Here is a 23,118-nt window from a genome sequence, read left to right on the forward strand (position 1 = left end):
CTACCGGCAATTTCGCTTCGACACGGTTTGAACGCCGAATCGTGTTATGCCGATTCCATTTCGGCGATCAGCTCGCCGAGGGCGAGGATGCGCTGGGCGTCGCGCACGTGCAGGCTCTCGATCATCCGGCCGTCGACCGTGATGACGCTGTTCCCGGCGGCCTGGGCCTCTTCATAGGCGGAGACGATTTTGCGGGCATCGGCCAGCTCCTTGTCCGACGGACCGAACACGTCGTTCGCCGGTCCGATCTGGGACGGGTGGATGAGGGTCTTGCCGTCGAAACCCATCTCCCGGCCCTGCCGGGCCTCGGCCCGGAAGCCGCCCTCGTCGGTGATGTCGTTGAAGACGCCGTCCAGGACGACCTTCCCGGCCGCCCTCGCCCCCAACACGGCCAGCGACAACGCCGTTAGCACCGGCGCGCGACCGGGCAAGTGCAATCCGTGCAGATCGTTCACCAGATCGTTGGTGCCGACCACTAACGCCGCCAAGCGATCGCTGGCCGAGGCGACCTCTTCGGCTCGCAAGATGGCCCGGGGCGTTTCGATCATGACCCACAGCCGCAGCGGCTCCGGCGCGCCGAGCTCGTCGAGCGCGCCGGTCAACGTCCGGACCTGCTCGCCGGTCTCGACCTTCGGCACGAGCACGCCGTCGGCGCCCGAAGCGGCGACGGCCGCCAGGTCGTCGTCGTGCCAGTCGGTGCCCAGGCCGTTGATGCGCACCACGATCTCGCGGGGTCGGTAGGTCCCAGACGAGACCGCGTCGCACACCCGTGAGCGCGAGTCGGCCTTGGCGTCGGGCCCGACGGCGTCCTCGAGGTCGAAAATGAGCACGTCGGCCGGCAGGGTGCGGCCCTTCTCCAGGGCACGAGGGTTGTTGCCGGGCAGGTAGAGGGCGGATCGGCGCGGGCGCAGCGTCGGTGGCATGACACGACAGTAGGGCCTTCGGCATAAGCGTCGCCCACAGTGGGAAATCCCCGGAATGGGAAACGGGAGGAGCAACTCATGCAGGGTCACGAAATCCGGTCACTCGCCGACCTCGCCGGTGAGGGCACCCGCGTCTTGACCACGCTCGTGCGCGACACGCACAGCGGCATCGCGCGGCGCGTCTTCGGCGCCGTGGGACCGGTGTCCAAACCCGTAGAGGTGGTCCACAACACGACCGCCGCGGCGACGTATTACGCCGTCGACCGGGCGATCCGGGGCGCCCTGCGCGCCGCCGGTGAACTGGCGGCCGAGACGCGCGGCAGCGACGAGGACGAGACCGTCGAAGCCAATCCCAGGGTCGCCGGGGTCATCGCCGCGCTCAACGGCATCTACGGCGACGAGCTGACCAAGCGCGAAAACGGCTTCGCGCTGACCATGCAGGTGCGCCATCGCGGCAAGGCGGTCGCGATGACCGCCCCCGACATCGCGGCGGCGTTCCCGGGGGCAACCGGCCGGATCGCGGTCTTCGTCCACGGCTGGTGCATGACCGAAATGTCATGGTGGCGACGCCCGCGCGACGGCGAGGAGGTGAAGTCCTACGGCTCGCGGCTGCGCGACGACCTGGGATTCACCCCGGTTTACCTGCGATACAACACCGGCCTGCACATCTCCGACAACGGAAAGTCGCTCGCCGCCCTGCTGGAGCAGCTGCGGGCGCTGTGGCCGGTGCCGGTCGAGGACATCGTCCTGATCGGTCATTCGATGGGCGGCCTGGTGATCCGCAGCGCCTGCCACTACGGAACCCAGCATGAGCACGCCTGGCCCCACGCCGTTCGTCACGTCGTCTGCCTCGGCTCCCCGCACCTGGGCGCCGACCTGGAGAAGGGCGTCAACGCCGCGTCGTGGGCGCTGGCCCGGCTGCCCGAAACCCGGGCCCTGTCTTCGTTTCTCAACGCCCGCAGCTCCGGCACCAAGGATCTGCGCTACGGCGCGCTGCTCGACGAGGACTGGAGCGAGTGCGACCCCGACGAGTTCCTGCGGGACCGGTGCAACGAGGTGCCGTTCCTGCCCCACGCCGTCTACCACTTCGTGGCGACCAGCGCGGGCCCGGGCGCGGTCGGCGCGGTGCTCGGCGATCGCCTGGTGCGCCCCCAGAGCGCGTCCGGTGTGGGCAAGTCGCGGCGGATTCCGTTCGACCCGGACCACGGCCTGACGCTCACCGGCCTGCACCACTTCGATCTGCTCAACCACGCCGACATCTACGCGAAGCTGCACGACTGGCTCGCTCAGCCGCCGCGGCCGGACGCCCCGGGTTAAGTCTTCTTTTCGCGCCACTCCCGCTCGAACGGCAACCGCCAGGCGTTGGGCGCGATCAATTGGTGAATGGCGTTGGGACCCCACGTGCCGGGCTGGTAGATCTTGGCCGGCGGCGGGTCGTCGAGCAGCCCCTGCGAACGCTCCCACAACGACTCGATGCCCTCGGCGGTGTTGAACAGCGTGTGGTCGCCGCGCATCGCGTCGAGGATCAGCCGCTCGTAGGCCTCCAGCACGTCGACGACGGTGTCGATCTCCTGCGAGGAGAACTGCATGGACAACTTGTCCAGCTTCATGCCGGGGCCCGGCCGCTTGCCGTAGAAGGACAGTGAGACCTTCGAGTTGTCGGCGAGGTCGAAGGTGAGGTGGTCCGGACCTTGGGTGCCGACCCCCGATCCGGGCGGAAACATCGTTCGCGGAGCCTCTTTGAAGGCGATCGAGATGATGCGGATGCCCTCGGCCATCTTCTTGCCGGTGCGCAGATAGATCGGCACGCCGGCCCAGCGCCAGTTGTCGATGCCGACCTTGAGCGCGATGAAGGTCTCGGTGTCGGAGTCCTTCGCCACTCCCTTCTCGTCGCGATAGCCGCTGTACTGGCCGCGCACCACGTTGGACGGCTTGACCGGCAGCATCGAGCGGAACACCTTGTTCTTTTCCTCGCTGATGGCAAAGGGTTCGAGCGCTGTCGGCGGCTCCATCACCACGAACGCCATCACCTGGAAGAGGTGGGTCACCACCATGTCCTTGTAGGCGCCGGTTTCCTCGTAGAAGTTGGCCCGCTGATCCAGCCCTAGCGCCTCGGGAATGTCGATCTGGATGTGGTCGATGAAGTTGCGGTTCCAGATTGGCTCGAACAGACCGTTGGCGAAGCGGAACGCCAGGATGTTCTGGGCGGCCTCCTTCCCCAGGAAGTGGTCGATGCGGAAAATCTGTGATTCCTCGAACGTTTCGTGCACGAAGTCGTTCAGTGCGACCGCGCTGGCCAGGTCCGTGCCGAACGGCTTTTCCATGACCACCCGGGAACGGTCGACGAGCTCCGCGTCGCGCAGCATGGTGATGACGTCGCGCGCCGCCTTCGGCGGAACCGAAAGGTAATGCAGCCGCCGAACGTTTGGTCCCAGGTTGGCTTCGGCCTCGGCGACCGCGGTGGCGAGCGCCCCGGGCCCGGCGCCCTGCGGGACATAGGTGACGATCTTGGCGAAGTTGGCCCACTGCTCGTCCGTCAGCTTGTGCGTGCCGAAGGAGTCAATCGCGTTCTTGGCCAGATCACGGAACTCGTCGTCGCTCATGTCTTCCAGCGACGTCGCGACGATTTGGATGTCGGGGGCTAGTTCGGACTGATCCAAATAGGCCAGGCCCGGGATCAGCTTGCGCTTGGCGAGATCCCCGGTCGCGCCGAACAGGACGATGACGTGGGGATCCAGCCGTTCAGTGTCGTGGCGTCGCGGGCGTTTCTCCGGCGCCGGGTAAGAGATCGTTTGCGGTTTCTTGTCGGCCACCCTTGCGATCCTTCCATCGCCGCGCCGTGTGTGCAGCCCCATGTTGGGGTCGATCTGAGCGGTTACCGATCGCGCGGTGGGGTATGGAGAGCGGTATGACCGGACCCGACCGAGACCAGCTGAGCCACGCCGAGGAGCTGGAAAACATCGTCGACGAGCTCGACGAGAAGGTGGCCAACGAGCGGGAGGCCGAGGGCGTCCCCGGCAAGCCGAGCGACCGCGAACGTGACGCTGCAGGGCCCGGCCCGCAGGACGAGCCGCCGGACTGACGCCCTAGGCCGCCGCGGGCGGACCGAACCAGGCCGTCAGGGCGTCGGCGAGGGGTCGCTCCCCCACCCACGCGACGTGTCCGTCGGGCCGGATCAACACGGCGTCCGGAGCGTCCACGGCGCCGAGATCCGGAAGCTCCCACGCCCCAACGTATTTCCCGTCAACCAACGTGACGCGATCGCCCCAGCCGACGATGTCGACGACGCCGGGCTCGCCGAGGTTGAGCAGCACCGGCCGCGCGTCGTGCAGCAGGGCGAATACCCGCACCGTGCCGTCGGCGGTGACCAGGTCGAGATCGGGCATTCGACGCCCGAGCAGCGGGTGGCCTTCGCCCAGGTCGTAGTGGATGTCGAGACCCGACATCATCGCGGCGAATCGCTGCCGTGGCTCGGCCATGCCGAGCAGGTCCGAAGTGACCTCCCGCAAGGCCTTGGTGCGGTCGTCCGGGCGGAGCAGCGCCATTTGGGCCATGGCGTTGCGCAGCACGCGCGCGCCGACCGGGTGCCGCTCGGCGTGGTAGGTATCCAGCAGGCTTTCCGGGGCCGTTCCGTTGGCCACCTGCGCCAGCTTCCAGCCCAGGTTCACCGCGTCCTGCATGCCGGTGTTGAGGCCCTGCCCCCCGATCGGGTGGTGCACGTGCGCCGCGTCGCCGGCCAGCAGGACCCGCCCGTCGCGGTAGGCGGCCGCCTGCCGCGCCGCGTCGGTGAACCTGGAAATCCATGCGGGACTGTGGATCCCGTAATCCGTTCCGTAAACGGCGATCAGTGCCTCGCTGAGATCGCGCAGGGTGGGTTCGTCGGCGGGCCCGACCTGCCGCTCGGTCACCATGACCCGCATCGGCCCCCCGTCCTCCACCATGCTGAGCGAATGGACGCCGAGCGCGTCGTGGCGGATGCCCCATTCCGGCGCTTCGCCGGCCGCGCCGGCCATGTCGACCTCGGCGAGGAGGTAGCTCATCGTGGGGTCCCACCCGGGGAAGTCGATGCCCGCCGATTTGCGCACCGAACTGCGTCCGCCGTCGCATCCGACGACATATTCCGCGCGCAGGAAGCGGCCGTCCGACAGCACGACGTCGACGCCGGTGTCGTCCTGGGCGACGCCGGTCACCTCGCGTCCGCGATAGGTCGGCACGTTCAGTTCGTCGACCCAGCCGGCCAGGATGCGCTCGATGTGGATCTGCCACAGCGCGAGCCCGTAGGGATGCCGGGTGGGAAAGTCGCTGATGTCCAACCGAATCTGGGAAAACCCGGCGACCTGTGCCACCTGGCCCTCGGCAAGGAACCGATCCGCGATTCCGCGCTGATCGAGGACCTCGATGGTGCGCGCATGCAATCCGCCCGCCCGCGCACCAATCAACTCCTGGCCGGCGCGTCGCTCGACAATCGCAACGTCGACCCCCGCCAGCGCCAACTCGCCCGCCAGCATCAGCCCCGTCGGGCCGCCCCCGGCAATCACCACGGCATGCATTCTCGCCACCCCCAATTCAGTCCGTTCCGGCTTCGACCAGCGATTTTGCGGCATGACCCCGGTCTTGCCGCAAGCCCCCGGGTGCGTAATATGTTGAAGTGGGACGGACGAAAACCCGTCCCCTTCTTTTGCGTCCGACGGGGGTTCTCGATAAACCGCCAACGTCTTCCGAGATCTGAACTACGGTTCAGACGAATGGCAGTTGCGGGCAGCCAAAATGGCGGTGAAATAATATTGGCCGCGCGTCCGCATCAGCGCATCTGACCAGAGAGTGACGGGATGGGTCTACGCCTGGCAGGCCCCCTCGGCCACACCCGCCGATACAAGCTGCGGCTGCGCGCCGACTCCGGAAGCGGTTTCTACGGCAAACACCAGGTCCGGCTGCTGCGGATCTATTTGGGCACCACGACATTCCTGTACGCCTACGGCGTGGTGTTCAGCACAGTGATTGTGCTTCACCCCGACCTGCCCCGGGGGCATCCGGTCGGGGGCATCGTGGCGACCGTTCTCGGCATCGCCGCGCTGGCCTGGCTGGCGGTCCGTCCCGACAAAACCGGGCCCGCAACGGCCGTGGCGATCGCCGCCACACCGATCGTGATGGCCTTCCATATCGCGATCATCGCCGAATTCGTCTGCCTGATCGCTCCAATGTTTCTGGCGATGTACCTGCGCGCGTTCTACTCGCCGCGACGCGGCGCGCTCCTGGTCGGCCTGCTCGCCCTGGCGTGCGTTGTCGCCCTGGCGGTCTCGCGCACGGCCAACCTGGACATCGATTACTTCATCTTCGTGATCGCGATTGTCGGTGCCGCGGAGTCGTTCGGCCTGGTGACACGGAGCCTGGTCGACGCGGCGTGCACGGATCCGCTCACGGGGTCGCTCAACCGCGCCGGTTGGGAAATCGCCACCGCCGACCTGCTGGCGCGATCCCGTTCGACTTCCACCCTCATCACCGTCATCGCGCTGGACATCGACAACTTCAAACGGATCAACGACACCGACGGGCATGTCGCCGGCGACGAGCACCTGATCGGCCGCGCGACCGCCTGGCGAAAACTGGCTCCCGCCAACGCCATTCTGGCCCGGCTCGGCGGCGACGAGTTCGCCCTGTGCATCGCCGAGCGCCCGGGCGCGGGCCCGACCGCAGCCGAGCGGTTCGTCGCCGCCGTTCGGCTGCAGACCCCGGGAACGAGCGTCGGGACCGCATCGGCCATCGGAGCGAGCGCCAACGTCGCCGTGCTGTGGGCGGTCGCCGACGCGAATTTGTACACCGCCAAGCAGAACAGGACTCCGCAGCGCCGGGATCCAGATCTGCGCCACGCGCTCTAGACCAGCGTTGAGCAAAATCCGATAGCAGCGAGCGCAATCGAAATCCTCTATGCGACAACTTGTTTCAGCTCGGATACGGAACCGGCCTAGTTGTTGGTCGGTGGGGGTTGCGGTTGGAAGGGGGTGTACCACCACCAGTCGGCGCGTTCGCCGAGGGGTCCGCGGAAGGGCGGGACGGCGGGCGGCGGGCCAGTGGGTGGGCGTGCGAGTGATGCCGGGTTCAGTGGGTGGCCGTCGTCGTCGGTGACGCTCAGATCGTGGGCGGTCCCGGTGATGGTGAGCTCGCCGCGGTGGTGTTCGCGGTGGTGATAGGGGCAGACCAGTACCAGGTTGGCCAGCTCGGTGGGTCCGCCGTCTTCCCAGTGCCGGATGTGATGGGCGTGCAGACCGCGGGTGGCACCGCAGCCGGGCACCACGCACGTGCGGTCGCGGTGCTCGAGCGCGCGGCGTAGCCGGCGGTTGACGGTGCGGGTCGCTCGGCCGGCGCCGAGGGGCACGCCGTCGCGTTCGAACCACACCTCACAGGTGGCATCGCAGGTCAGGTATTGGCGTTCGGCGTCGGACAGCAGCGGACCCAAATGCAGCGCGGCGGCGCGCGCGGCCACGTCGAGGTGGACGACCACGGTGGTGTGCTGCCCGTGCGGGCGGCGGGTGGCCTCGGCGTCCCAGCCGGCCTCCACCAGCCGCATAAACGCATCCATAGTGTCGGGCAGCGGCGGCGCCGCCTCGGACGGGGCTTGGCCGTCGCCGCGGTCGCGCTTCCACTGCGCGATCAGCGCGTCTCGATGCGACGCCAGCGCCGCGTCGAACTTTGCCGCCTCGGGGTGCGCAAGTTTGATCCGCCAACAGGCGAACTGCTCATCGGAGGTCTTGGTGATCGAGGCCTGCTCGGGCCTCGGGTCGGGTTCGGGGCGCGGTTCGAGCTTGATCGCGGTGCGCAGCTGAGTGACCGTGGCCACCGCGGCCAACTGCGCGTAATGCTCATCCGAGCCCTCACCCGCGCGGGCGGCGATCACCCCGACCTGATCCAGCGACAACTGCCCCTGCCGTAAGGCCCGGGTGCACCGTGGAAACTCCTGCGCCCGGCCCGCCACCGTGGCGATCGTCTGCGCGTTGGCCGGCGAGCAGCCGGTCTTCCAGGCCACCAACGCCGGTATCGACCGCGCCCCGGTATTACCCCACAACCCGTCACGATCGATCTCGGCGACGATCTCCACAATGCGCCCATCAATCGCATTGCGCTGACCGCACAACTCCTCCATCTCCTCAAACAGCACGTCAATCCGCTTAGGCGTATTCACCCAAGCGCCAACAGATGCGGTCGAAGACATAGCCCCATGATCGCAGCCGGGTACGACAAGATTTCGGCTACCAAATCCGCGCGCAGATCCCCATCACTGCGGGTGGCTCGCCACGTACTCCGCGGCGGGGATCGGCGACGACGCGGCGTAGCCGATGGGCAGCAGCACGTCGCCGGCGGTGGTGTTGCAGTAGACGTCCCACCGGTAGTAGGCCGCAAAAGTTGCGGGATCGGACCCGATGAGGGCCGCGTATTGATCGACCGCGCGCACGTATTCGTTCGCGTGGTTGTAGCGGTAGATCGCGTGATCGCGGTCGCCGGCAAAACCGTTGGCGGCCAGGTAGCGTCCCGCCGCCATGATGCTGTCGTGCGGCGAGTTGATGTCGCCGCCCTGCCCGTAGCCGGCAAACGTCCCGGGCAGGAACTGCATGGGCCCCTGCGCGCCGGCGGTGCTCACCCCGTGGATGCTGCCGAGTCGGGTTTCGACGAGGTTGATGGCCGCGAGGTAGTTCCAGCCGACGCCGGATTCCGCCTCCGCCTGGTGGTAGTAGCCCAGCAGTTCGTCGGCGGGGGCCGGTGGCTCGATGCTCCACGCGGGCAGCGTGTCCCGGACGGCCGTCATCGCGGTGAGCTGGCGGCGCGCGTCGACGTTGCGGTCGTAGACGTCGAGTAGTGACGCCGGGATCCGCGGTCGGATGGTCGCGTCCCATTCGGGGTGGCGCCCGATGGCGCGATACGCCGCCTGCTCGCGGTGCGCCGCAGCGACCAGCGCGGCCTCCCCCGTAGACGCGTCACGCAGCGCGTGCTCGTCGGCGATGAGGTCGTCGGCCACTTGCGCAGGGTCCGACGCCAGTTGTGGCTGCGCGCCGGTGGGAATGCTCGGGGCCTCGGGCCGCGTCATGGGCGACGCGGACGCCGGTGGAGTCGGCGCCCCGGCGAGGGCGGCCAGGATCGCGCCGAGGACAAGCAGCCGTTTCACAGTGTGCCTCCCGTCCGCTCCGACTCGGGGTACGTCAACGGTAGCGACACGCGAGGCCGACGCTATGCGCTATCCCCGATTCGCGCACGGGCGGCAGTCATCGGCTCGAGCGGCGGTTGGCGTTGGGCCGGCAAACTGGCTCCGGCGGCTTCGTCGCGGCCCAGCGCGATCGCGGCCGCCGCCATCGCCGCCACCGCGACGGTGAGAACCAGCGCCCCCGACCCCCGCACCGCCAGGTGCTCCCCGAGCACGACGACACCGAGCACCACCGCGACGATCGGTTCGCCGACCAACATGATCGGAACGGACGCCTGCAACGCGCCGGCGTGAAACGCCGCCTGTTGCACCACGGTGAGCGCCACCGCCAGCCCGACCAGCACATAAAGAGCGGGAACGGTCAGCAGCCCCTGCCACCCGGCCACGGCGAAGCGGTGCGTGCAGATCTTGGTCAGGACGGCGATCATGCCCAGCAGGACCGCCACCGGGACCGCCAGCAGCATGGCGCGGGGGCGGCCGGCGGCGCGGCGGGCCGCGGCGACGCACACGATCACCAGCGGCACGGTCAACATCAGGGCAATCGTCCACGCGGGCACCGGGGCCCGGTTGTGACCCTCGCGGGGCTGGCCGACGAGCACGAACACGGCCAGGGCGGCGGTCAACAGCGTCGCCCAGCCCCAGTCGGCCCAACTGATGCGCTGCTGGCACAGCCTCGCGCTCATCGGCAGCGCGAACAGCAACGACGACACCAACAGCGGTTGGACCAACAGCAGGGATCCGTGGGCCAGCGCCAACGCCTGGAAGACATAACCGGCGACCGCGGCGAGAGTGCCCGCCCACCACAGCGGTTCGCGGACCAGGGTGGTGGCCATCGTGGGCGACATGGCCTTGTCGTCCGGGACGCCTCGTGCGACCCGTTGCCGAACGACGATGCCGACCGCGGCCCAGAATGCGGCGAGCAACGCCGACACGATCGCCACTGCGTGCAGCGCCACCCACCCCATGGCCGGGTGCATACCCAGCATTCAAGCGGGGCGAACCTCGCCGGGCGAGGGGGCGCGACTCACTGATAGAAGATCGTCGTCCCGACGCCACCCGGGCTATACGAGATGTACACGGGGTGTTCGAGGAAGGGCAGCGCCCCGGTGTTCATGATGTACGGCGACGGTGTCGGGAAGTACGTCCCGTCATATACATACGAGTAGAGCAAATGGCCGTTGGGCGCCCAGACATATACGGCCGTGCCGGGCGCCGCGTTGAGGCCCGTGGGGATGGTGCCCTGCACGCCGCCGGAATCGATCACCGCGTTGACCGTGTATTGCGGTCCGAAGAAGCCCAGCGGTCCGGTGCTTATCCCGAGGGTGGTGACGGGTGATCCGTTCAACGTGGCGATGGGGACCATGCTGTTCGGAGGCGCACCGAACTGCAGATACGGGTTGGCTCCGACCTCGTTGATCAGCAGGCCCTGGTTGTACGGTGCCGGCAATGCCTGGGTGGGGATGCTGGGCCCCGGGCCGCCGGCATTCGGCCCAACCCCCAGGACGCCCGTCACCCCGTCGGCCGCGAAATACGACCGCCACCCCCAGCCGTGGGTCATCGCGGCCTGCAGGGACGACGGCCACGAGAAGAGCTCGACGTTCACGGGGGTCCGCGCGGTGACGAGCCCGTTCCCGAAATTCACCGGCGCGTCGAAAGTGGCGTAGAGGTAATTCAATCCCCCGCTGTAGCCGCCGGTGCCAAATCCGACGGGCAATCCGAGGCTCAGCAGGCCGAATATTCCGCCGACATTGCGAAGCGGCACAACGAGACCCGTGGACCCGGTGTCGACCAATACGGGCCCAAATCCCCCGCCGCCCACGGCGACGTTCACCACCGGCTCGACGGAGTTGACCATCGTTAGCGGGACGGTGCCGGGCTGGCTGGTCGTGGCGTTGGTGGTGACGCTGGCGGCGACATTGCCGATCAGGGGATGGCCCACCAATAGTTCGGCGGGTCCGTTGACCGCGTCGATGACAGCCTGCCGCGCCTGGCCGAACACCGCGGCGGCCGGACTGCTGCCGATTGCCGAGGTGAGCGAATTGAGCACCGCGCCAACGGGACTCGCGGCCACGGCCGACGACCACGACGTCAACTGTGCCGCCGCCGCGGAGACGCCGCCGTGGTAAGCGACCATCGCGGCCACGTCGGCGGCCCACATCTGCTCGTATTCGGCTTCGGCCGCCGCGATCGCGGGTGCGTTCTGCCCGAATAGGTTTGAGACGACCAGCTGCACGAGCTCGTTACGGTTGGCGCTGACGACCGCGGGATGGACCGTGGCGGCGACGGCGGACTCGAACGCGTTCGCGACCGTCTGGGCCTGCGCCGCAGCCGATTCCGCTTGGGCCGCCGCCGCGCTCAGCGTCCCGGCGTACTTGGCCGCGGTGGAAAGCATCACCGTTGCCGCCGGCCCCTGCCAGGTCGCGGCGGCCATCCCCGAGATGACCGACGAAAACGACTGTGCCGCAGAGCCTAATTCGGCGGCCAACCTGTCCCAGGCCGCGGCCGCGGCCAGCATCGGTGACGGGCCGGCACCCGTGCAGATCAGCGTCGAATTGATTTCCGGTGGCAGCACCAAGAAACTCATCCCGCGCGTCCTTCCCCTCCGCCCCCACCACGATTGGTAAAGCAAAGGTTATGACCTGCCGCGGCCGACGAGTTGAAAATCGTTCTTCCCGCCAACGAACCGCCTATTCGGCTATGCGAGATCTCGGATTTCGCCTCAGGTCACTGGTATACGACGGCGGTGCCGTTGCCGTAGTTGATGTAGACCGGGTGCTCCTGGAAAAGCAGGTTGCCGGTATTCATCAACCCGCTCGAGATCGGCGTCGGGAAGTAGTCCCCGTTGTAGGTGTATGAGTAGAGCAGGTTATTACTGGCGTCGAAGACCTGAATGACGTCGCCGGGGTGGGCGCCAAGGCTCGTCGGCAGGGTTCCCTCAACGCCACCAGAGTCGACGATCGACGCGACGGTTTGCATGGGCCCGTTACCGACCTTCACCTCCAGGTTGGTGATCGGCATTTGTGGGAGCGTCGTCAACGGAGCATGGCCAGCGATTGTCGGCTGGTCACCGAACTGCAGATAGGGATTGGTTGTGTCCTGGTTGATCAGCAGCCCGTGATTCAAGGTCCCCGGCAGCGCCTGTAGCGGAATGCTGGGACCGGGGCCGCCCGCATTGGGCCCGACCCCCAGAACGCCGGAGGCACCGTCGGAGGCGAAGAACGACTGGAACGTCAGGCCGTTGGTCATCGCGGACTGGATCGTCACCGGGAAGGCCAGGAATTCGACATTGACGGGCGTGTTTGCAGTGATCAGGCCGCCGCCGAAATTTACCGGGGCGTTGTAGGTGAGGTAGATGTAATCCAGTCCCCCGCTGTAACCCCCGATGCCGCCTCCGATGGGAATGCCGAGCTGGAGGACGCCCAACAGCCCGCCGACCTTTGTGAAGGGGATGACGAGGCCGGCCGAGCCGGTGTCCACCAGCAACGGCACGGGCGATCCGGCGCCCACGGAGGCGTTCACCAGCGGCTCCGTCCCGGCGAACACGGTCAGCGGGGCTGTGGCCGTGGTGCCGCCGCCGCTTACCGTCGCGCTGGTGCCGAGGGACTGCGGCCCGGTCGGGATGATTTGACGCCCGAACAAGATGTCGGTGGGGAAATTGATGATGTTGGCGGCGTAGGTTTCGGCGCGCCCGACCAGGCCCGCAATGGGATCGCTGGCCGCGGGGGCCAGCGAGCCAAGCGCCGCCGGTGCGGCGGCCGCTGGGTTGAGGGTGCCGGAAACTGCGGCGGACGCCTGCGCCGGCAGCGCCTGCACCGCGGACGCCCAGGACGAGAGTTGGGCCGCGGCCGCCGAAACCCCGCCGTGGTAGCCGACCATCGCGGACACGTCGGTGGCCCACATCTCCTCGTATGCAGCTTCCGTGGCCGCGATCGCGGGCGCGTTCTGCCCGAACAGGTTCGAGAACACCAGCTGCACCAGCTGATTCCGGTTCGCGGCAACCAGCACGGGATGCACCGTGGCGGCCACGGCGGATTCGAATTCACTGGCCACCACCTGGGCTTGTGTGGCGGCTGTCTGCGCGTGCACCGCCGCCGCGCTCAGCGACGCCGAGTACTGCGCCGCCGTCGACAGCATCGCCGCCGAGGCGGGCCCCTGCCAGGCGTCGGCCGCCAACCCCGAGGTGATCGAGGAGAACGACTGCGCCGCGGAACCGAGTTCGGCGGCAAGCCCGTCCCACGCCGCGGAAGCCGCCAGCATCGGAGCCGGGCCGGCGCCGGCATGGAGCAGAGAAGAAATAATCTCTGGCGGTGACGTCAGAAAACTCATCCCCCGGGTGTCCTTCCCTCTGCCCCACGACCACGCGTTTTCACCGGGGACGGGCCCCTCACGCCACAAACCGGTACGCCAGACTCTAGGGAAAACCGGGCCAAAATTCTCGGTATTTACCAAACGTTTCCGCGCCCACGGCCGTGGCCGCCGACCGCGACTACCGTGGCCGCTGTGGCCGATCGCCAACAACGCGCGATGTCCTTCGGGTCGATTGCCGAAAACTACGACGGGCTGCGACCGCAACCCCCGCCGGAGGCGGTGAACTGGCTGGTCCCGCCCGGCTGCGGGGTGGCCGTCGACGTCGGCGCGGGCACCGGGCTGTTCACCCGGACGTTGCTGGGTAAGGCGGCGCAGGTCGTCGCCGTCGAACCCGACGCGCGCATGCGGGCGGTCCTCGCGGCCCGGTCGCCCGGCGTGCGCGTCGTCGAGGGCAGTGGCGAGTCGATTCCGCTGCCCGACGCCTCCGCGGACGCCGTCTTCGTCTCGTCCGCGTGGCACTGGATGGACCCCGAGCGCGCCGTGCCGGAGATCGGCCGGGTGCTGCGCGACGGCGGGCGGCTCGGCCTGATCTGGACGAGCCGGGACCGGGGGGTGGACTGGGTGAGCGACCTCGACCGGCTGCCCGGCGACGAGGCCTCCGGCGCCGAAGCGGCCGACCGGGCGCGCCGGCGCCTGGACGTCGTCCTCCCGCTGCCGACGACCTTCCGCAACTTCGCCCGCGAGACGTTCCGATTCACGCGAACCATGACGATCGACGATGCGGTCGCGATGCTGGGCACCTACAGCAGGTACCTCGTCGCCTCCCCCGACGACCGCGCCCGGCGGCTGACCCAAGCGCGGGCGTCCCTTCAGGCGCGGTTCCCCGGCATCGACACCGTCGAGATCCCCATGCAGGCGCGCTGTTGGCGGGCCGATCGGCTCGCGCGCGGCGACGGGCTTTGAGGCACCGCATGCGCCGCCGTCGTCGCGGATGTGTCAGCATTTGGAAATGAATTCACCCAGGCTTGCCCGCATCGTTGGAGTCTCGGCCGTGACGGCGTGGGCGGCGCTGAGCGCGCCGATCGCCATCCCGGCCGCGTCCGCCGATCCCTGCACCGACGTCGCGGTGGTCTTCGCTCGTGGCACCCACCAGGAGCCCGGCCTCGGCAACATGGGGCAGGCGTTCGTCGACTCGCTTACCGCACAGCTCGCGGGTCGATCCGTCAGCGCCTACGCCGTCAATTACCCGGCGAACGACGACTACCACAACAGCGCGACGGCCGGTTCCAACGACGCGAGTGCGCACATCCAGGACGTCGCCGCCAGCTGCCCCAACACGAAAATGGTGCTCGGCGGGTACTCCCAGGGCTCGACCGTGATCGACCTCGCCAGCCAGACGCTGCCGGGCCCGGTGGCCGATAAGGTGGCCGCCGTCGCCCTGTTCGGCGAGCCCACCAGCGGGTTCTCCAGCATGTTGTGGGGCGGTCAGCCGCTTCCGACGATCAGCCCGGTGTTCGTCGGCCGGACCATCAGCCTGTGCGCCCCCGACGACCCGATCTGCTCCCCGGGCGGCAACATCTTGTCGCACATGTCCTACATCGACTCCGGGATGGTCAACCAGGCCGCTTCGTTCGCGGCCAACAAGATCGGTCAGGCGCCCGCCCGGGCGCAGAACGGCTAACTGCCTCCGAGCCAACGGATTGTGAAATCCCTCGTAGCGGTTCGGATCCTGATCGCCGTGGTGCTCGGCGCCGCCGTCGCATTCGCGGTGGGCAACATCATCGGCTGGCGATTCGCGCTCGTCGGCTGGGTCGTCACCGCCGGCGTGTACGTGGTGTGGACGTGGCTCCTGCTGGGCGGAATGGACGCCGATCAAACCCGCGAATACGTCACCCGCGAGGACCCCACCCGCTGGATCGCCGACACCGTCGTCGTATCGGCAAGCCTCGCCAGCCTGGTCGGGGTGGCCTATGTGGTTGCCGCCGGGTCGCGCTCCGGCGCCGCGGCCGTCGTCGCTGCCCTGCTGGGCATCCTGGCGGTCTCGGCGTCCTGGTTCGCGGTGCACACGTTGTTCACCGTGCACTACGCGCGGCTCTACTACTCGGACGAACCGGGCGGGATCAACTTTCACGACCCGGAGCCGCCCCGGTTCCGCGACTTCGCGTACCTGGCATTCACGGTCGGCATGACCTATCAGGTGTCGGACACCGAAATCGGGCTGTCGTCCATCCGGGCGACGGTGTTGCGCCAGGCGATGCTGTCCTATCTGCTTGGCGCCGTTGTCCTTGCGGTCACCATCAATTTGATCGCCGGGCTGGGTTCCAAGCTGTGACGCCCGACTAATCTGGCTGGCATGGCAATCGAGTCCACCATGCTCGCCCTCGGCACCCCCGCGCCGCCGTTCTCGCTACCCGAGCCGGCCACCGGCGCCACGGTCAGCCTCGACGACCTCTCGGGCCCCGCGCTTGTCGTCACTTTCATCTGCAACCACTGCCCGTACGTCAAGCACGTCGCGGCGGGGCTCGCCGCGCTGGGCCGTGACCTCGCGGACAAGGGCGTCGCGATGGTCGGCATCTCGAGCAACGACGTCGTCACCTACCCGCAGGACGGGCCCGAGCAGATGGTCGCCGAGGCCCGTGCCCACGGCTGGACGTTTCCCTACCTGTACGACGAGAGCCAGGACGTCGCCCGCGCCTTCTCGGCGGCGTGCACGCCCGACACCTTCGTCTTCGACGGCGAGCGCCGCCTCGTCTACCGCGGACAGCTCGACGACTCCCGCCCGGGAAACGACAAGCCGGTGACGGCCGCCGACGTCCGCGCGGCGGTCGACGCGGTGCTCGCCGGGCGGCCCGTCGACGCCGATCAGCGCCCGTCGATCGGGTGCGGCATCAAGTGGCGCTCAGCCTGATTGGCGCGTTTGGGCGCCGTGCGGGCGGGTATCGCAGCACCAGCTATGACCGCGCAACCTCCCGATCCCGACCCGGCACAAACCCCCGACCTCGAGGGGGGTGGGGGCGTCACGCCCGGCGCGCCGCCGCCGGCGGCGCCGCAGACCTCGGGTGTGGCCGAGGCTCAACCACCCGATCGCCGGCGATTCACTCCCGGCGCCACGCTCACGGTGATCGCCGTCTGCGTGTTCTCCGTCGCGTTCCTCGCGGTGGCGGTGCTGCTCGTCATGAAAATGGTTGGGGCCGGCTGACTACGGGCCGATGGTGACGGGGTCGCCGACCCGAATGACGCCCTGCTCCACCACCTCCAGGTAGGCCCCCGCGCACGGCTGCGGTCCGTGACCGCCCGTGTCCCAACGGTTCTCGGCCGCGGGAGTGCGAAGCGCGTGCGGCGCGCGCGGTAACGCACCGTGCTCGAGCGTCGGCACCACGCACCGAGACGTGGCCGTCAGGGCGCGCAGCCGCGCCTCCCCCACCACGATTTCCCTTCCCGCCCAGTCATTTTCGGCATACGGAGGATGGCCCGGCGGTGTGGCGATCACCAGGTTGGGCCGGTAGCGCAGCGCCTCCACCTCGATGTGCTCGAGGGTGGCCGTGGTGATCGCGTGCAGCGGGGCCTCGTCGGTGAACGAGTCACCCGGCGTCGCCTGAGCGATCTTGAGGATGCGGCCGCCGACCTCGGCGTCCAACCCGAGCTCGAGCAGTTGCTCGGGGTCCGGGCGCTCCAGCGTCGCGCCCTGCGGTCGCTGCCGGACCAGTCGCACAGTGCGCCCCAGCAGCTGAGAGAGCACGTCGTCGACGCCGGGATCGTCGTCCGTGACGTCGGTGCCGTCGGGCAGCCTGATCGTGACCCGACCGGTGTCGGCGTGGGCGGTGCATTTCAGCAGCCCGCGCCAGAGCCGCGCATGTTTGGCGCTGGCCACGTGGCCGGTTTGGGTGTCGACGAGCGCCAGCCGCCGGTCGCCCTCGTGGCCGCCTTCGTCGACGAACAGGGAGTCCACCGTTTCGCCGAGCATCGACTTCACCGGGTAGCGGCGCAAACTCTCGACCCGCATGTGCACCTATCCCCCGCGAAAGACCCGTCGTTCACCGTCAGGGACGACAGTAGTGCGGTCGCGGTGGCCGGGTGTCGACTAACCCGGGCAGTAGGTCGATTCCGCGGCGCTGACCCAGCCGGTCATGTCCGCGAACGAGAAGCCCTTCGCGCTCATGCTGGAGTGCAAGTCGGAGGCGATCGCGTCGGGCGTCTTGCCGGCCATCCGGTCGGCGCAGACGGCGTGCCCCATCGCGATCATGTCGGAGTCGCTCGACGACGGCCACGAGAATCCGAGGGTTTTCAACTTTGCCAGGTATGCGTCGTCCGTCGAGTCGGCCGATGCAATCGCGGTGCTTGCTGTCAGGGCAGCGCCAACCATCACAGGAATTGTCAGTTTGGCCAGCCAGCGAGGTGCAGACATTTCGTGCCCTTCTTTTCTTGTCGGCGTTCAGGTGCCGTCAGTATATGGTCGCCCGGCCCGGCATGAACACTAAAAACTTCGAAACTTGCGGCCAGGTGGCCTGTGACGACGGTCGAACGCTGGCCCCGTTGGACGCCTACTGGAAGCGCATCGTGAGTTGGCGAGAATGCAACGCCGCCGAATACGCCGCGTAACCAACCGGTGCATAGCTTCATTCGCTGTCAAAAGGCAACTGTTGCCGTGGCCCACGATTTGCTACGGAATCTGAGACAGCAGTTTCTTCTTCTGTTCGGTGAATTCCTCGTCGGTCAGGATTCCCGCGTCGCGCAGCGAGGCCAGCTCACGAAGCTCGGCGGCGACGCTCGTGACCGGGCCCCCGGCCGGGGCCTCCGGAGGGGCCTTCTTGTCGGTTGTCGTCGGCGCCCCGATCCGCTCCCGGCGGGCTGGTGCGCTGCTCCCGCCACCGGTGCCGGCCATCGCGCGCCCGGCCATGCTCGCCAGGGCCATCTGGCTGAACAGGCTGCCCATGCTCCCGGAGGAGGCCTCGGCGGCGGCGCCCATGGTTGTCGCGGGCAATGCGACCGCCAGCGGTCGTATCATCGTCGTCTCGGCCGCCCAGGCGGGCGGAACGGACAGGGCCCCAATGGTTTTGGCTTCGGCGAGGCCGGCTGTGGCCGCCGACCCGCCGGCCAGGTTGGTGATCACCGGGAACGGAGTGGGCGGGGTCGGGGCGGAGCCCGGCCAGGTCTGTATGCCCGCCCAGCCGCTGACGATGTCGTCGGTGTGGACACCGACGTAGTAGCCGGCGACGTCGTAGGGAAGGGCCGTCGTGCCGAGCGTGGTGTCGGCGGCAAGGCCCGCCGCGCTCAACTCGGGGTCGATGAAAACGCCGCTCAGGTTCGCCAGCACGGCCAGCAGGTCGAGCGGCCCGGCCTGGGCCGGGGTGGCCGCGAGGCTGGTCAGCGCGGCGGGCACCGCGGCGATCGCCTGCGGTGCACTCGACACCGCGCTCTGCGCCTGTCCCGCGGAGGTGCCGGTGGCTTGGGCCACCGCCGCTGCCTGCGCGGCCGGCCCGGCGGAATTGGTGTTTCGCGGCGGCGGCGCGAACGGCGTCAGCGGCGTCGCCGACGCCGACGCGGCGGCGTACCCGTACATCGCGGCGGCGTCCTGGGCCCACATCTCGGCGTACTGCGCCTCGGTGGTCGCGATCGCGGGGGTGTTCTGCCCGAAGATGTTGGTCGCCACCAGCGTGAGCAGCAGGCTGCGGTTGGCCGCGACCACCGGCGGCGGAATCGTCTCCGCGAAGGCCGTCTCGTAGGCGCCGGCCGCGGCTTTGGCCTGGTTGGCGGCCTGCTCGGCCTGCGTGGCGGAGGTCCTCGTCCACGCCAGGTAGGGGGCGGCCGCGGCGGCCATCAACCCCGACGTCGGGCCCAGCCAGGGGCCGGCGGTCAGCGCGGCCACCTCCGATTGGTAGGAGCTCGCCGCCGCGTGCAGGGCGGCGGCCAGCCCGTCCCAGGCCGCCGCGGCGGCCAGCAACGGCCCCGAGCCGGGACCGGTGTACATCCGGGCGGAGTTGATCTCGGGCGGTAGTGCGGCGAAGTCCATGTCGTTCCCTCCGATCGACTCAAGCGCCGCCAGGGCGCTGACGGCTTCGGTGACGACTAGTTGGGCGGCGCGGCCGGAACCGGGCCGGCAAAGGATCGCACTTCCCTCAGTAGTACATGTCCGGCGCGTGAACGTGGCTAATACCCCGCCAAACGGCAGTGTTAACGGGTGGTGTAGGACGGCGGCCCCTGTGCGACCACGGATCGGGTCGTGTAGAAGAGTCTCGTGGACGCGCCGCAGCCCAAACCGTTCGACACGCCGAGGCTGCGCGAAGCGATGGTCAGCCGGGTGTACCGGCGATCGATGGCCGAGGGTCAGATTTCGGTGCCCGCGGTCCCCGGCATGATCGACGAGTACTCGCAGTTGTGCGCCAACCTGTGCGCGACGCTGGGGGTGCCGTACACGCCCGAACAGGCTCGTCAGCTCAACAAGGTGCTGGAGACCGAGCTGACGAAGGCCTTCAAGGCCTCCCAGCGTTCCGAAATCGTCATCTCGTTTCAGGTCCCCTTCGGAACGGGCCTGAACTACCGCGTCAACGCCGAATGGCGCACGGTCGAGGCCGACTACGACAACTGGGTCGAGACCCGCCCCGCGCCCCTGTTCGGCGCCGAACCGGACGCGCGTGTGCTGGCGCTGGCCTGCGAGGCGGTCGACCCCGCGAGCTGTCGGGTGCTGGACGTCGGCGCAGGAACCGGGCGCAACGCGGTGGCCCTGGCCCGGCGCGGTTACCCAGTGGACGCGGTCGAGATGGCCCCGAAGTTCGCAGAGCTGATGCGCGCGGACGTGGAACGCGAATCGCTCGGCGTGCGGGTCATGCAGACCGACGTCTTCACCGCCATGGAGGGTGTCCACGATGAGTACCAGCTGATGGTCCTCTCCGAGGTGGTGCCCGACTTCCGGACCCCCCACGAGTTGCGCGGCGTGTTCGACCTCGCCGCCGACGTGGTGGCCCCGGGCGGGCGACTGGTGTTCAACACGTTCTTGCCGCGGCCCGGCTATACCCCCGACAGAGCCGCCATCGAACTCGGGCAGCAGTGCAACACCATGATCTTCACCCGCGACGAGGTGGCGAACGCGGCGGCCGGGCTGCCCTTCGAGCTCGTCGCCGACGATTCGGCCTACGACTACGAGAAGGCCCACCTGCCCGAAGGCGCCTGGCCCCCGACCGGCTGGTTCGAGAGCTGGGCCAGCGGCCTCGACGTGTTCGACATCCCGCGCGAGCAGTCCCCGATCGAGTTGCGCTGGCTCGTCTATCAGAAGACGGCCTGAGGGCCGCTGAAGGCCCCTGAAGACCTAAGCCGAGTACACGTTCGGCGCGCTGCGCGTCAGGTCCCTGGTCGCCGGGCCTTCCAGCAGGGTGCCGTCCGGGGCGAAGCGCGACCCGTGCAGGGGGCATTCCCATGCCTCGTCGGCGTCGTTCCAGTTGACGATCCCGCCCAGGTGCGGGCACACGGGCGAGACGCGATGCTCGGTGCCGTCTACGCGGCAGCGGGCCTCCAGGTGCCACGGCGGGCCGCTCACCACGCCGCCCTCGCCGTTGACGGGCCTGCGGCGGCCGGTGCGGATCGCCGGGGTGATCCAGCCCTTCGCCAGGTCGAAGCCCACCTCGAGGTTGGCCTGCAGGGCCGTCAGCAGGCCCGACAGCTCATGCGGGCTCCAACTGGCGAACGCGCCGGCCCAGTCCATCCGCCCGCCCAGGATGCGGCTGGACAGCGCCAGCGCCGCCGCGGCGCCGTTGGTCATGCCCCATTTGTTGAAACCCGTTGCGACGAAGATGGTTTCGTTGTTCGGCAGGATCGGACCCACATACGGCAGGTAGTCGATGGGCGTGTAGTCCTGCGCCGACCAGAAGTGGGTCTGCACGGATCCCGGGTAGTGCTTGCGCGCCCACGACGAGAGCTCCTGCAGGGATTTCGACGGGCTCTTCTTGCGGCCCACCGTGTGGCCGGCCCCGCCGACGATCAGCCTCTCCCCGTCCGCGACGGGCGCATAGCGGACCGAACGCGTCGGCGAGTCGGTGGAGATCATCATCGGCCGGGTGATGTTGCCCGGGACCTTGAACGCGAGGCAGTAGGACCGGCTTGGTTTCACCCGCGCGAAATAACCGCCGCGATCCAGGATCGGGATTCCGGTGGCGAGCACCAGCTGCCCGGCTTGCAGTTCGACGTCCTGGGCCGCGGCGTCGTTGACGTGCACCCGCACCCCCTTGCCGCGCCAGGACACGCGCCGGACCCGGGTGTGCTCGACGAGTCGCCCTCCGCGGCCGAGCAACTCCGTGACCAGCGAGTCGAGGAACGGCATCGGGTCGAACTGGGCCTGCTCGGGCAGCCGCACGCCGCCGTGGTACGGAAACGGCACGTCGGCGTCGTCGTCCCACACCGCCCCCAGGCCCACCGCCTGGCAGGCCGCCAGCTCGGCGCGCGCGGACAAGACGCCCCGCGCGGACTGGGCGTAGGTGTAGGCGTCCTCGCGCTGCACGGCGATGCCGTTCGACTCGCAATGCTGCAGCACCCACTCCTGGCCCTCGCGGTTGCCGTCGAGGTAGGCACGGGCCACGTCCAGGCCGTGCCTGGGCAGCAGCTTGGACAGCTGGCTGCCCTGCAGCAGGCTGATCTTCGCCGTGGTGTTTCCCGTCGCGCAGGAACCGACCGTGCGGGCCTCGACCACCAACACGTCCTTGCCGGCGCGGGCCAGCAGGACGGCGGTCATCAGCCCGGTGATCCCGGCGCCGACGACGATGACGTCGGCGGAACGGGGGCCGTCGTCAAGCCGGCTTGCGGTCCAGGTCGGTTCGGCGCGGTCGGCCAGCCATAAAGAAGTCACGGCTGGGCTGATACCCCCGCAGCGTCGACGGAAACTGCGCGCCAGCCGCCGAATCGCGGTCACGCCCTCTTGAGCTGCGCCTTCGCCTCTTTGACCGATTCGGCGGCCGCGCGGCTCGCCTGCTTCGCCTTGTCGTAGTCGGTTTCGGCCCTGGCGAATTCGCGCTCGGCCTTGCGCAGGGCCGCGGTCGCCTCGTCGCGGCGCTGCCGGGCCGCGTCGCGTTCGGCTTGCCGCTTCGACAGGGCGTCGTCGGCGGCGGCCTGGGCTTGCTCGGCCTCGGTGACGGCCGCGTTCAGCTTTTCCCTGCGCCGCTCCGCGGCCGTCTGCGAACGCTTCGCCGGCCGGGCGGGCGCCGCGTCGCCGAACCCGCCGAAGCCCGACCATCGCTCGGGCTTGGCCAGTCGGCCGAGTCGCTCCCTGACGTCGGGGTCGGCGATCGCGGCTTGCAGGGTGGCCGTTACGTCTTCGCGCACCGACGCCGACGGCCGCTTGACGTCGGCAGCTTCGAACGCTGCGCGAGCGAGCCCCTCGATCAGCTTGTGTTGTTCGGCGGACAATGCCCGGATGCGTTCGCCGTCCATCGCGGCGTGCGCGTCGCGCAGTCGGTCACCCAGGTCGGCGAGGCGTTTCTTGGTGTCCTTGTGCCCGAGCGCGACCCGGTTGACGATCCAGGCCGCGGTCGTGGGTTTGCGCGCCGCGGAGATTCGTTTGGCGGTCGCGGCGTCTCCGCGGTCTTTCGCCTCGTCGGCCAGTCTGTTGCGCTGGGCGGTGAAAGCCTCCGGCTCGGTCCAGTACAGACTGTCGAGGTCGTCGTCGGCCATGACCCCATGATCCTCCCCGCGGACGGCGCGGCGTGCGCCACG

22 protein-coding genes are annotated in these 23,118 nt (G+C 68.9%); 9 read left to right on the forward strand and 13 right to left on the reverse strand.

All coding sequences use genetic code 11. From position 1 onward, the window contains the following. Positions 1–44: 44 nt before the first annotated feature. The gene (locus A9X00_RS00715; RefSeq protein ID WP_067147739.1) at positions 45–923 is read right to left on the reverse strand and encodes a CoA ester lyase; all 879 of its coding nucleotides are present in this window, start codon (positions 921–923) and stop codon (positions 45–47) included. Positions 924–1,001: 78 nt separating this feature from the next. Between A9X00_RS00715 and A9X00_RS00720 the strand changes: the two genes are divergently transcribed. Beyond that, positions 1,002–2,240 (forward strand): alpha/beta fold hydrolase, encoded by a 1,239-nt coding sequence (locus A9X00_RS00720; protein ID WP_067147742.1) that lies wholly within the window; start codon positions 1,002–1,004, stop codon positions 2,238–2,240. Here the strand turns inward: A9X00_RS00720 and zwf are convergent. After that, positions 2,237–3,736, reverse strand: a complete 1,500-nt coding sequence (gene zwf / locus A9X00_RS00725) for a glucose-6-phosphate dehydrogenase (RefSeq protein ID WP_067147745.1) — start codon at positions 3,734–3,736, stop codon at positions 2,237–2,239. The two genes, A9X00_RS00720 and zwf, sit on opposite strands and share 4 nt — an antisense overlap. Before the next feature lie 83 nt (positions 3,737–3,819). On the opposite strand from zwf, the gene A9X00_RS00730 reads away from it, so the two are divergent. Further along, positions 3,820–4,005, forward strand: a complete 186-nt coding sequence (locus A9X00_RS00730) for a hypothetical protein (protein ID WP_067147748.1) — start codon at positions 3,820–3,822, stop codon at positions 4,003–4,005. A gap of 4 nt (positions 4,006–4,009) precedes the next feature. Here the strand turns inward: A9X00_RS00730 and A9X00_RS00735 are convergent, their stop codons facing one another. Further along, the gene (locus A9X00_RS00735) at positions 4,010–5,473 is read right to left on the reverse strand and encodes an FAD-dependent monooxygenase (RefSeq protein ID WP_067147750.1); all 1,464 of its coding nucleotides are present in this window, start codon (positions 5,471–5,473) and stop codon (positions 4,010–4,012) included. A gap of 327 nt (positions 5,474–5,800) precedes the next feature. Here A9X00_RS00735 and A9X00_RS00740 point away from each other — a divergent pair, with 327 nt between their 5' ends. After that, a complete protein-coding gene (locus A9X00_RS00740; RefSeq protein ID WP_067148093.1) occupies positions 5,801–6,799 on the forward strand; it encodes a GGDEF domain-containing protein in 999 nt (332 codons plus the stop codon). A gap of 86 nt (positions 6,800–6,885) precedes the next feature. Here the strand turns inward: A9X00_RS00740 and A9X00_RS00745 are convergent, their stop codons facing one another. The 5 genes from A9X00_RS00745 to A9X00_RS00765 form a co-directional block, all read right to left on the reverse strand. After that, a complete protein-coding gene (locus A9X00_RS00745) occupies positions 6,886–8,130 on the reverse strand; it encodes an HNH endonuclease signature motif containing protein (protein ID WP_067147753.1) in 1,245 nt (414 codons plus the stop codon). Positions 8,131–8,193: 63 nt separating this feature from the next. Further along, on the reverse strand, positions 8,194–8,952 hold the full coding sequence (locus tag A9X00_RS00750; RefSeq protein ID WP_369830700.1) for a transglycosylase SLT domain-containing protein: 759 nt from the start codon (positions 8,950–8,952) through the stop codon (positions 8,194–8,196). Positions 8,953–9,140: 188 nt separating this feature from the next. Beyond that, the gene (locus A9X00_RS00755) at positions 9,141–10,100 is read right to left on the reverse strand and encodes a DMT family transporter (protein WP_232006630.1); all 960 of its coding nucleotides are present in this window, start codon (positions 10,098–10,100) and stop codon (positions 9,141–9,143) included. Between the two features lie 38 nt (positions 10,101–10,138). Continuing rightward, a complete protein-coding gene (locus tag A9X00_RS31080) occupies positions 10,139–11,698 on the reverse strand; it encodes a PecA family PE domain-processing aspartic protease (protein ID WP_067147758.1) in 1,560 nt (519 codons plus the stop codon). Positions 11,699–11,838: 140 nt separating this feature from the next. Beyond that, a complete protein-coding gene (locus A9X00_RS00765; protein WP_082974604.1) occupies positions 11,839–13,440 on the reverse strand; it encodes a PecA family PE domain-processing aspartic protease in 1,602 nt (533 codons plus the stop codon). Between the two features lie 174 nt (positions 13,441–13,614). Between A9X00_RS00765 and A9X00_RS00770 the strand changes: the two genes are divergently transcribed. Genes A9X00_RS00770 through A9X00_RS00790 form a run of 5 tightly spaced genes read left to right on the forward strand, consistent with a single transcriptional unit; the run spans position 13,615 to position 16,621 of the window. Next, positions 13,615–14,385 (forward strand): class I SAM-dependent methyltransferase, encoded by a 771-nt coding sequence (locus A9X00_RS00770; RefSeq protein WP_067147765.1) that lies wholly within the window; start codon positions 13,615–13,617, stop codon positions 14,383–14,385. Positions 14,386–14,431: 46 nt separating this feature from the next. Beyond that, positions 14,432–15,103, forward strand: a complete 672-nt coding sequence (locus A9X00_RS00775; RefSeq protein WP_067147768.1) for a cutinase family protein — start codon at positions 14,432–14,434, stop codon at positions 15,101–15,103. A 21-nt stretch (positions 15,104–15,124) separates the two neighbouring features. Then, positions 15,125–15,754 carry a DUF1345 domain-containing protein gene (locus A9X00_RS00780; protein ID WP_369830698.1) on the forward strand — a complete coding sequence of 210 codons (630 nt, stop codon included), beginning with the start codon at positions 15,125–15,127 and terminating at the stop codon, positions 15,752–15,754. Positions 15,755–15,775: 21 nt separating this feature from the next. Continuing rightward, a complete protein-coding gene (locus A9X00_RS00785; RefSeq protein WP_067147774.1) occupies positions 15,776–16,330 on the forward strand; it encodes a thioredoxin family protein in 555 nt (184 codons plus the stop codon). A gap of 45 nt (positions 16,331–16,375) precedes the next feature. After that, complete coding sequence (locus tag A9X00_RS00790) at positions 16,376–16,621, forward strand: DUF6480 family protein (protein WP_067147778.1); 246 nt, start codon at positions 16,376–16,378, stop codon at positions 16,619–16,621. On the opposite strand, the gene A9X00_RS00795 is transcribed toward A9X00_RS00790, so the two are convergent. From A9X00_RS00795 to A9X00_RS00805, 3 genes are all read right to left on the reverse strand, one after another. Beyond that, on the reverse strand, positions 16,622–17,425 hold the full coding sequence (locus tag A9X00_RS00795; RefSeq protein WP_067147781.1) for an MOSC domain-containing protein: 804 nt from the start codon (positions 17,423–17,425) through the stop codon (positions 16,622–16,624). It abuts the gene before it with no gap. Between the two features lie 78 nt (positions 17,426–17,503). After that, positions 17,504–17,785, reverse strand: coding sequence for a DUF732 domain-containing protein (locus A9X00_RS00800; RefSeq protein WP_232006631.1), 282 nt, complete (start codon positions 17,783–17,785; stop codon positions 17,504–17,506). Between the two features lie 297 nt (positions 17,786–18,082). Beyond that, entirely contained in the window at positions 18,083–19,432 is a 1,350-nt protein-coding gene (locus A9X00_RS00805; RefSeq protein WP_067147788.1) for a PPE domain-containing protein, read from the reverse strand. Positions 19,433–19,708: 276 nt separating this feature from the next. On the opposite strand from A9X00_RS00805, the gene A9X00_RS00810 reads away from it, so the two are divergent. Next, positions 19,709–20,701: a bifunctional 2-polyprenyl-6-hydroxyphenol methylase/3-demethylubiquinol 3-O-methyltransferase UbiG gene (locus A9X00_RS00810; RefSeq protein ID WP_067148100.1), complete on the forward strand. Its 993-nt coding sequence runs from the start codon at positions 19,709–19,711 to the stop codon at positions 20,699–20,701. Positions 20,702–20,725: 24 nt separating this feature from the next. Here A9X00_RS00810 and A9X00_RS00815 read toward each other — a convergent pair whose 3' ends face one another. Together A9X00_RS00815 and A9X00_RS00820 are read right to left on the reverse strand one after the other, a co-directional pair. Further along, the gene (locus A9X00_RS00815) at positions 20,726–22,255 is read right to left on the reverse strand and encodes an FAD-dependent oxidoreductase (protein WP_067147791.1); all 1,530 of its coding nucleotides are present in this window, start codon (positions 22,253–22,255) and stop codon (positions 20,726–20,728) included. Positions 22,256–22,314: 59 nt separating this feature from the next. Beyond that, positions 22,315–23,076: a hypothetical protein gene (locus A9X00_RS00820; protein ID WP_067147793.1), complete on the reverse strand. Its 762-nt coding sequence runs from the start codon at positions 23,074–23,076 to the stop codon at positions 22,315–22,317. Positions 23,077–23,118 lie beyond the last annotated feature (42 nt).

Source organism: Mycobacterium sp. 1245805.9 (genome assembly GCF_001672915.1).
GTDB lineage: Bacteria > Actinomycetota > Actinomycetes > Mycobacteriales > Mycobacteriaceae > Mycobacterium.

Bases quoted from the DNA above. Each gene is read 5' to 3' on its own strand.
- A9X00_RS00805 (WP_067147788.1), bottom strand. From the start codon at position 19,432: ATGGACTTCGCCGCACTACCGCCCGAGATCAACTCCGCCCGGATGTAC.
- A9X00_RS00820 (WP_067147793.1), bottom strand. From the start codon at position 23,076: ATGGCCGACGACGACCTCGACAGTCTGTACTGGACCGAGCCGGAGGCT.
- A9X00_RS00715 (WP_067147739.1), bottom strand. From the start codon at position 923: ATGCCACCGACGCTGCGCCCGCGCCGATCCGCCCTCTACCTGCCCGGC.
- A9X00_RS00735 (WP_067147750.1), bottom strand. From the start codon at position 5,473: ATGCATGCCGTGGTGATTGCCGGGGGCGGCCCGACGGGGCTGATGCTG.
- A9X00_RS31080 (WP_067147758.1), bottom strand. From the start codon at position 11,698: ATGAGTTTCTTGGTGCTGCCACCGGAAATCAATTCGACGCTGATCTGC.
- A9X00_RS00765 (WP_082974604.1), bottom strand. From the start codon at position 13,440: ATGAGTTTTCTGACGTCACCGCCAGAGATTATTTCTTCTCTGCTCCAT.
- A9X00_RS00795 (WP_067147781.1), bottom strand. From the start codon at position 17,425: ATGCGGGTCGAGAGTTTGCGCCGCTACCCGGTGAAGTCGATGCTCGGC.
- A9X00_RS00755 (WP_232006630.1), bottom strand. From the start codon at position 10,100: ATGCTGGGTATGCACCCGGCCATGGGGTGGGTGGCGCTGCACGCAGTG.
- A9X00_RS00810 (WP_067148100.1), top strand. From the start codon at position 19,709: ATGGTCAGCCGGGTGTACCGGCGATCGATGGCCGAGGGTCAGATTTCG.
- A9X00_RS00720 (WP_067147742.1), top strand. From the start codon at position 1,002: ATGCAGGGTCACGAAATCCGGTCACTCGCCGACCTCGCCGGTGAGGGC.
- A9X00_RS00730 (WP_067147748.1), top strand. From the start codon at position 3,820: ATGGAGAGCGGTATGACCGGACCCGACCGAGACCAGCTGAGCCACGCC.
- A9X00_RS00790 (WP_067147778.1), top strand. From the start codon at position 16,376: ATGACCGCGCAACCTCCCGATCCCGACCCGGCACAAACCCCCGACCTC.
- A9X00_RS00800 (WP_232006631.1), bottom strand. From the start codon at position 17,785: ATGGTTGGCGCTGCCCTGACAGCAAGCACCGCGATTGCATCGGCCGAC.
- A9X00_RS00785 (WP_067147774.1), top strand. From the start codon at position 15,776: ATGGCAATCGAGTCCACCATGCTCGCCCTCGGCACCCCCGCGCCGCCG.
- A9X00_RS00745 (WP_067147753.1), bottom strand. From the start codon at position 8,130: ATGTCTTCGACCGCATCTGTTGGCGCTTGGGTGAATACGCCTAAGCGG.
- A9X00_RS00775 (WP_067147768.1), top strand. From the start codon at position 14,432: ATGAATTCACCCAGGCTTGCCCGCATCGTTGGAGTCTCGGCCGTGACG.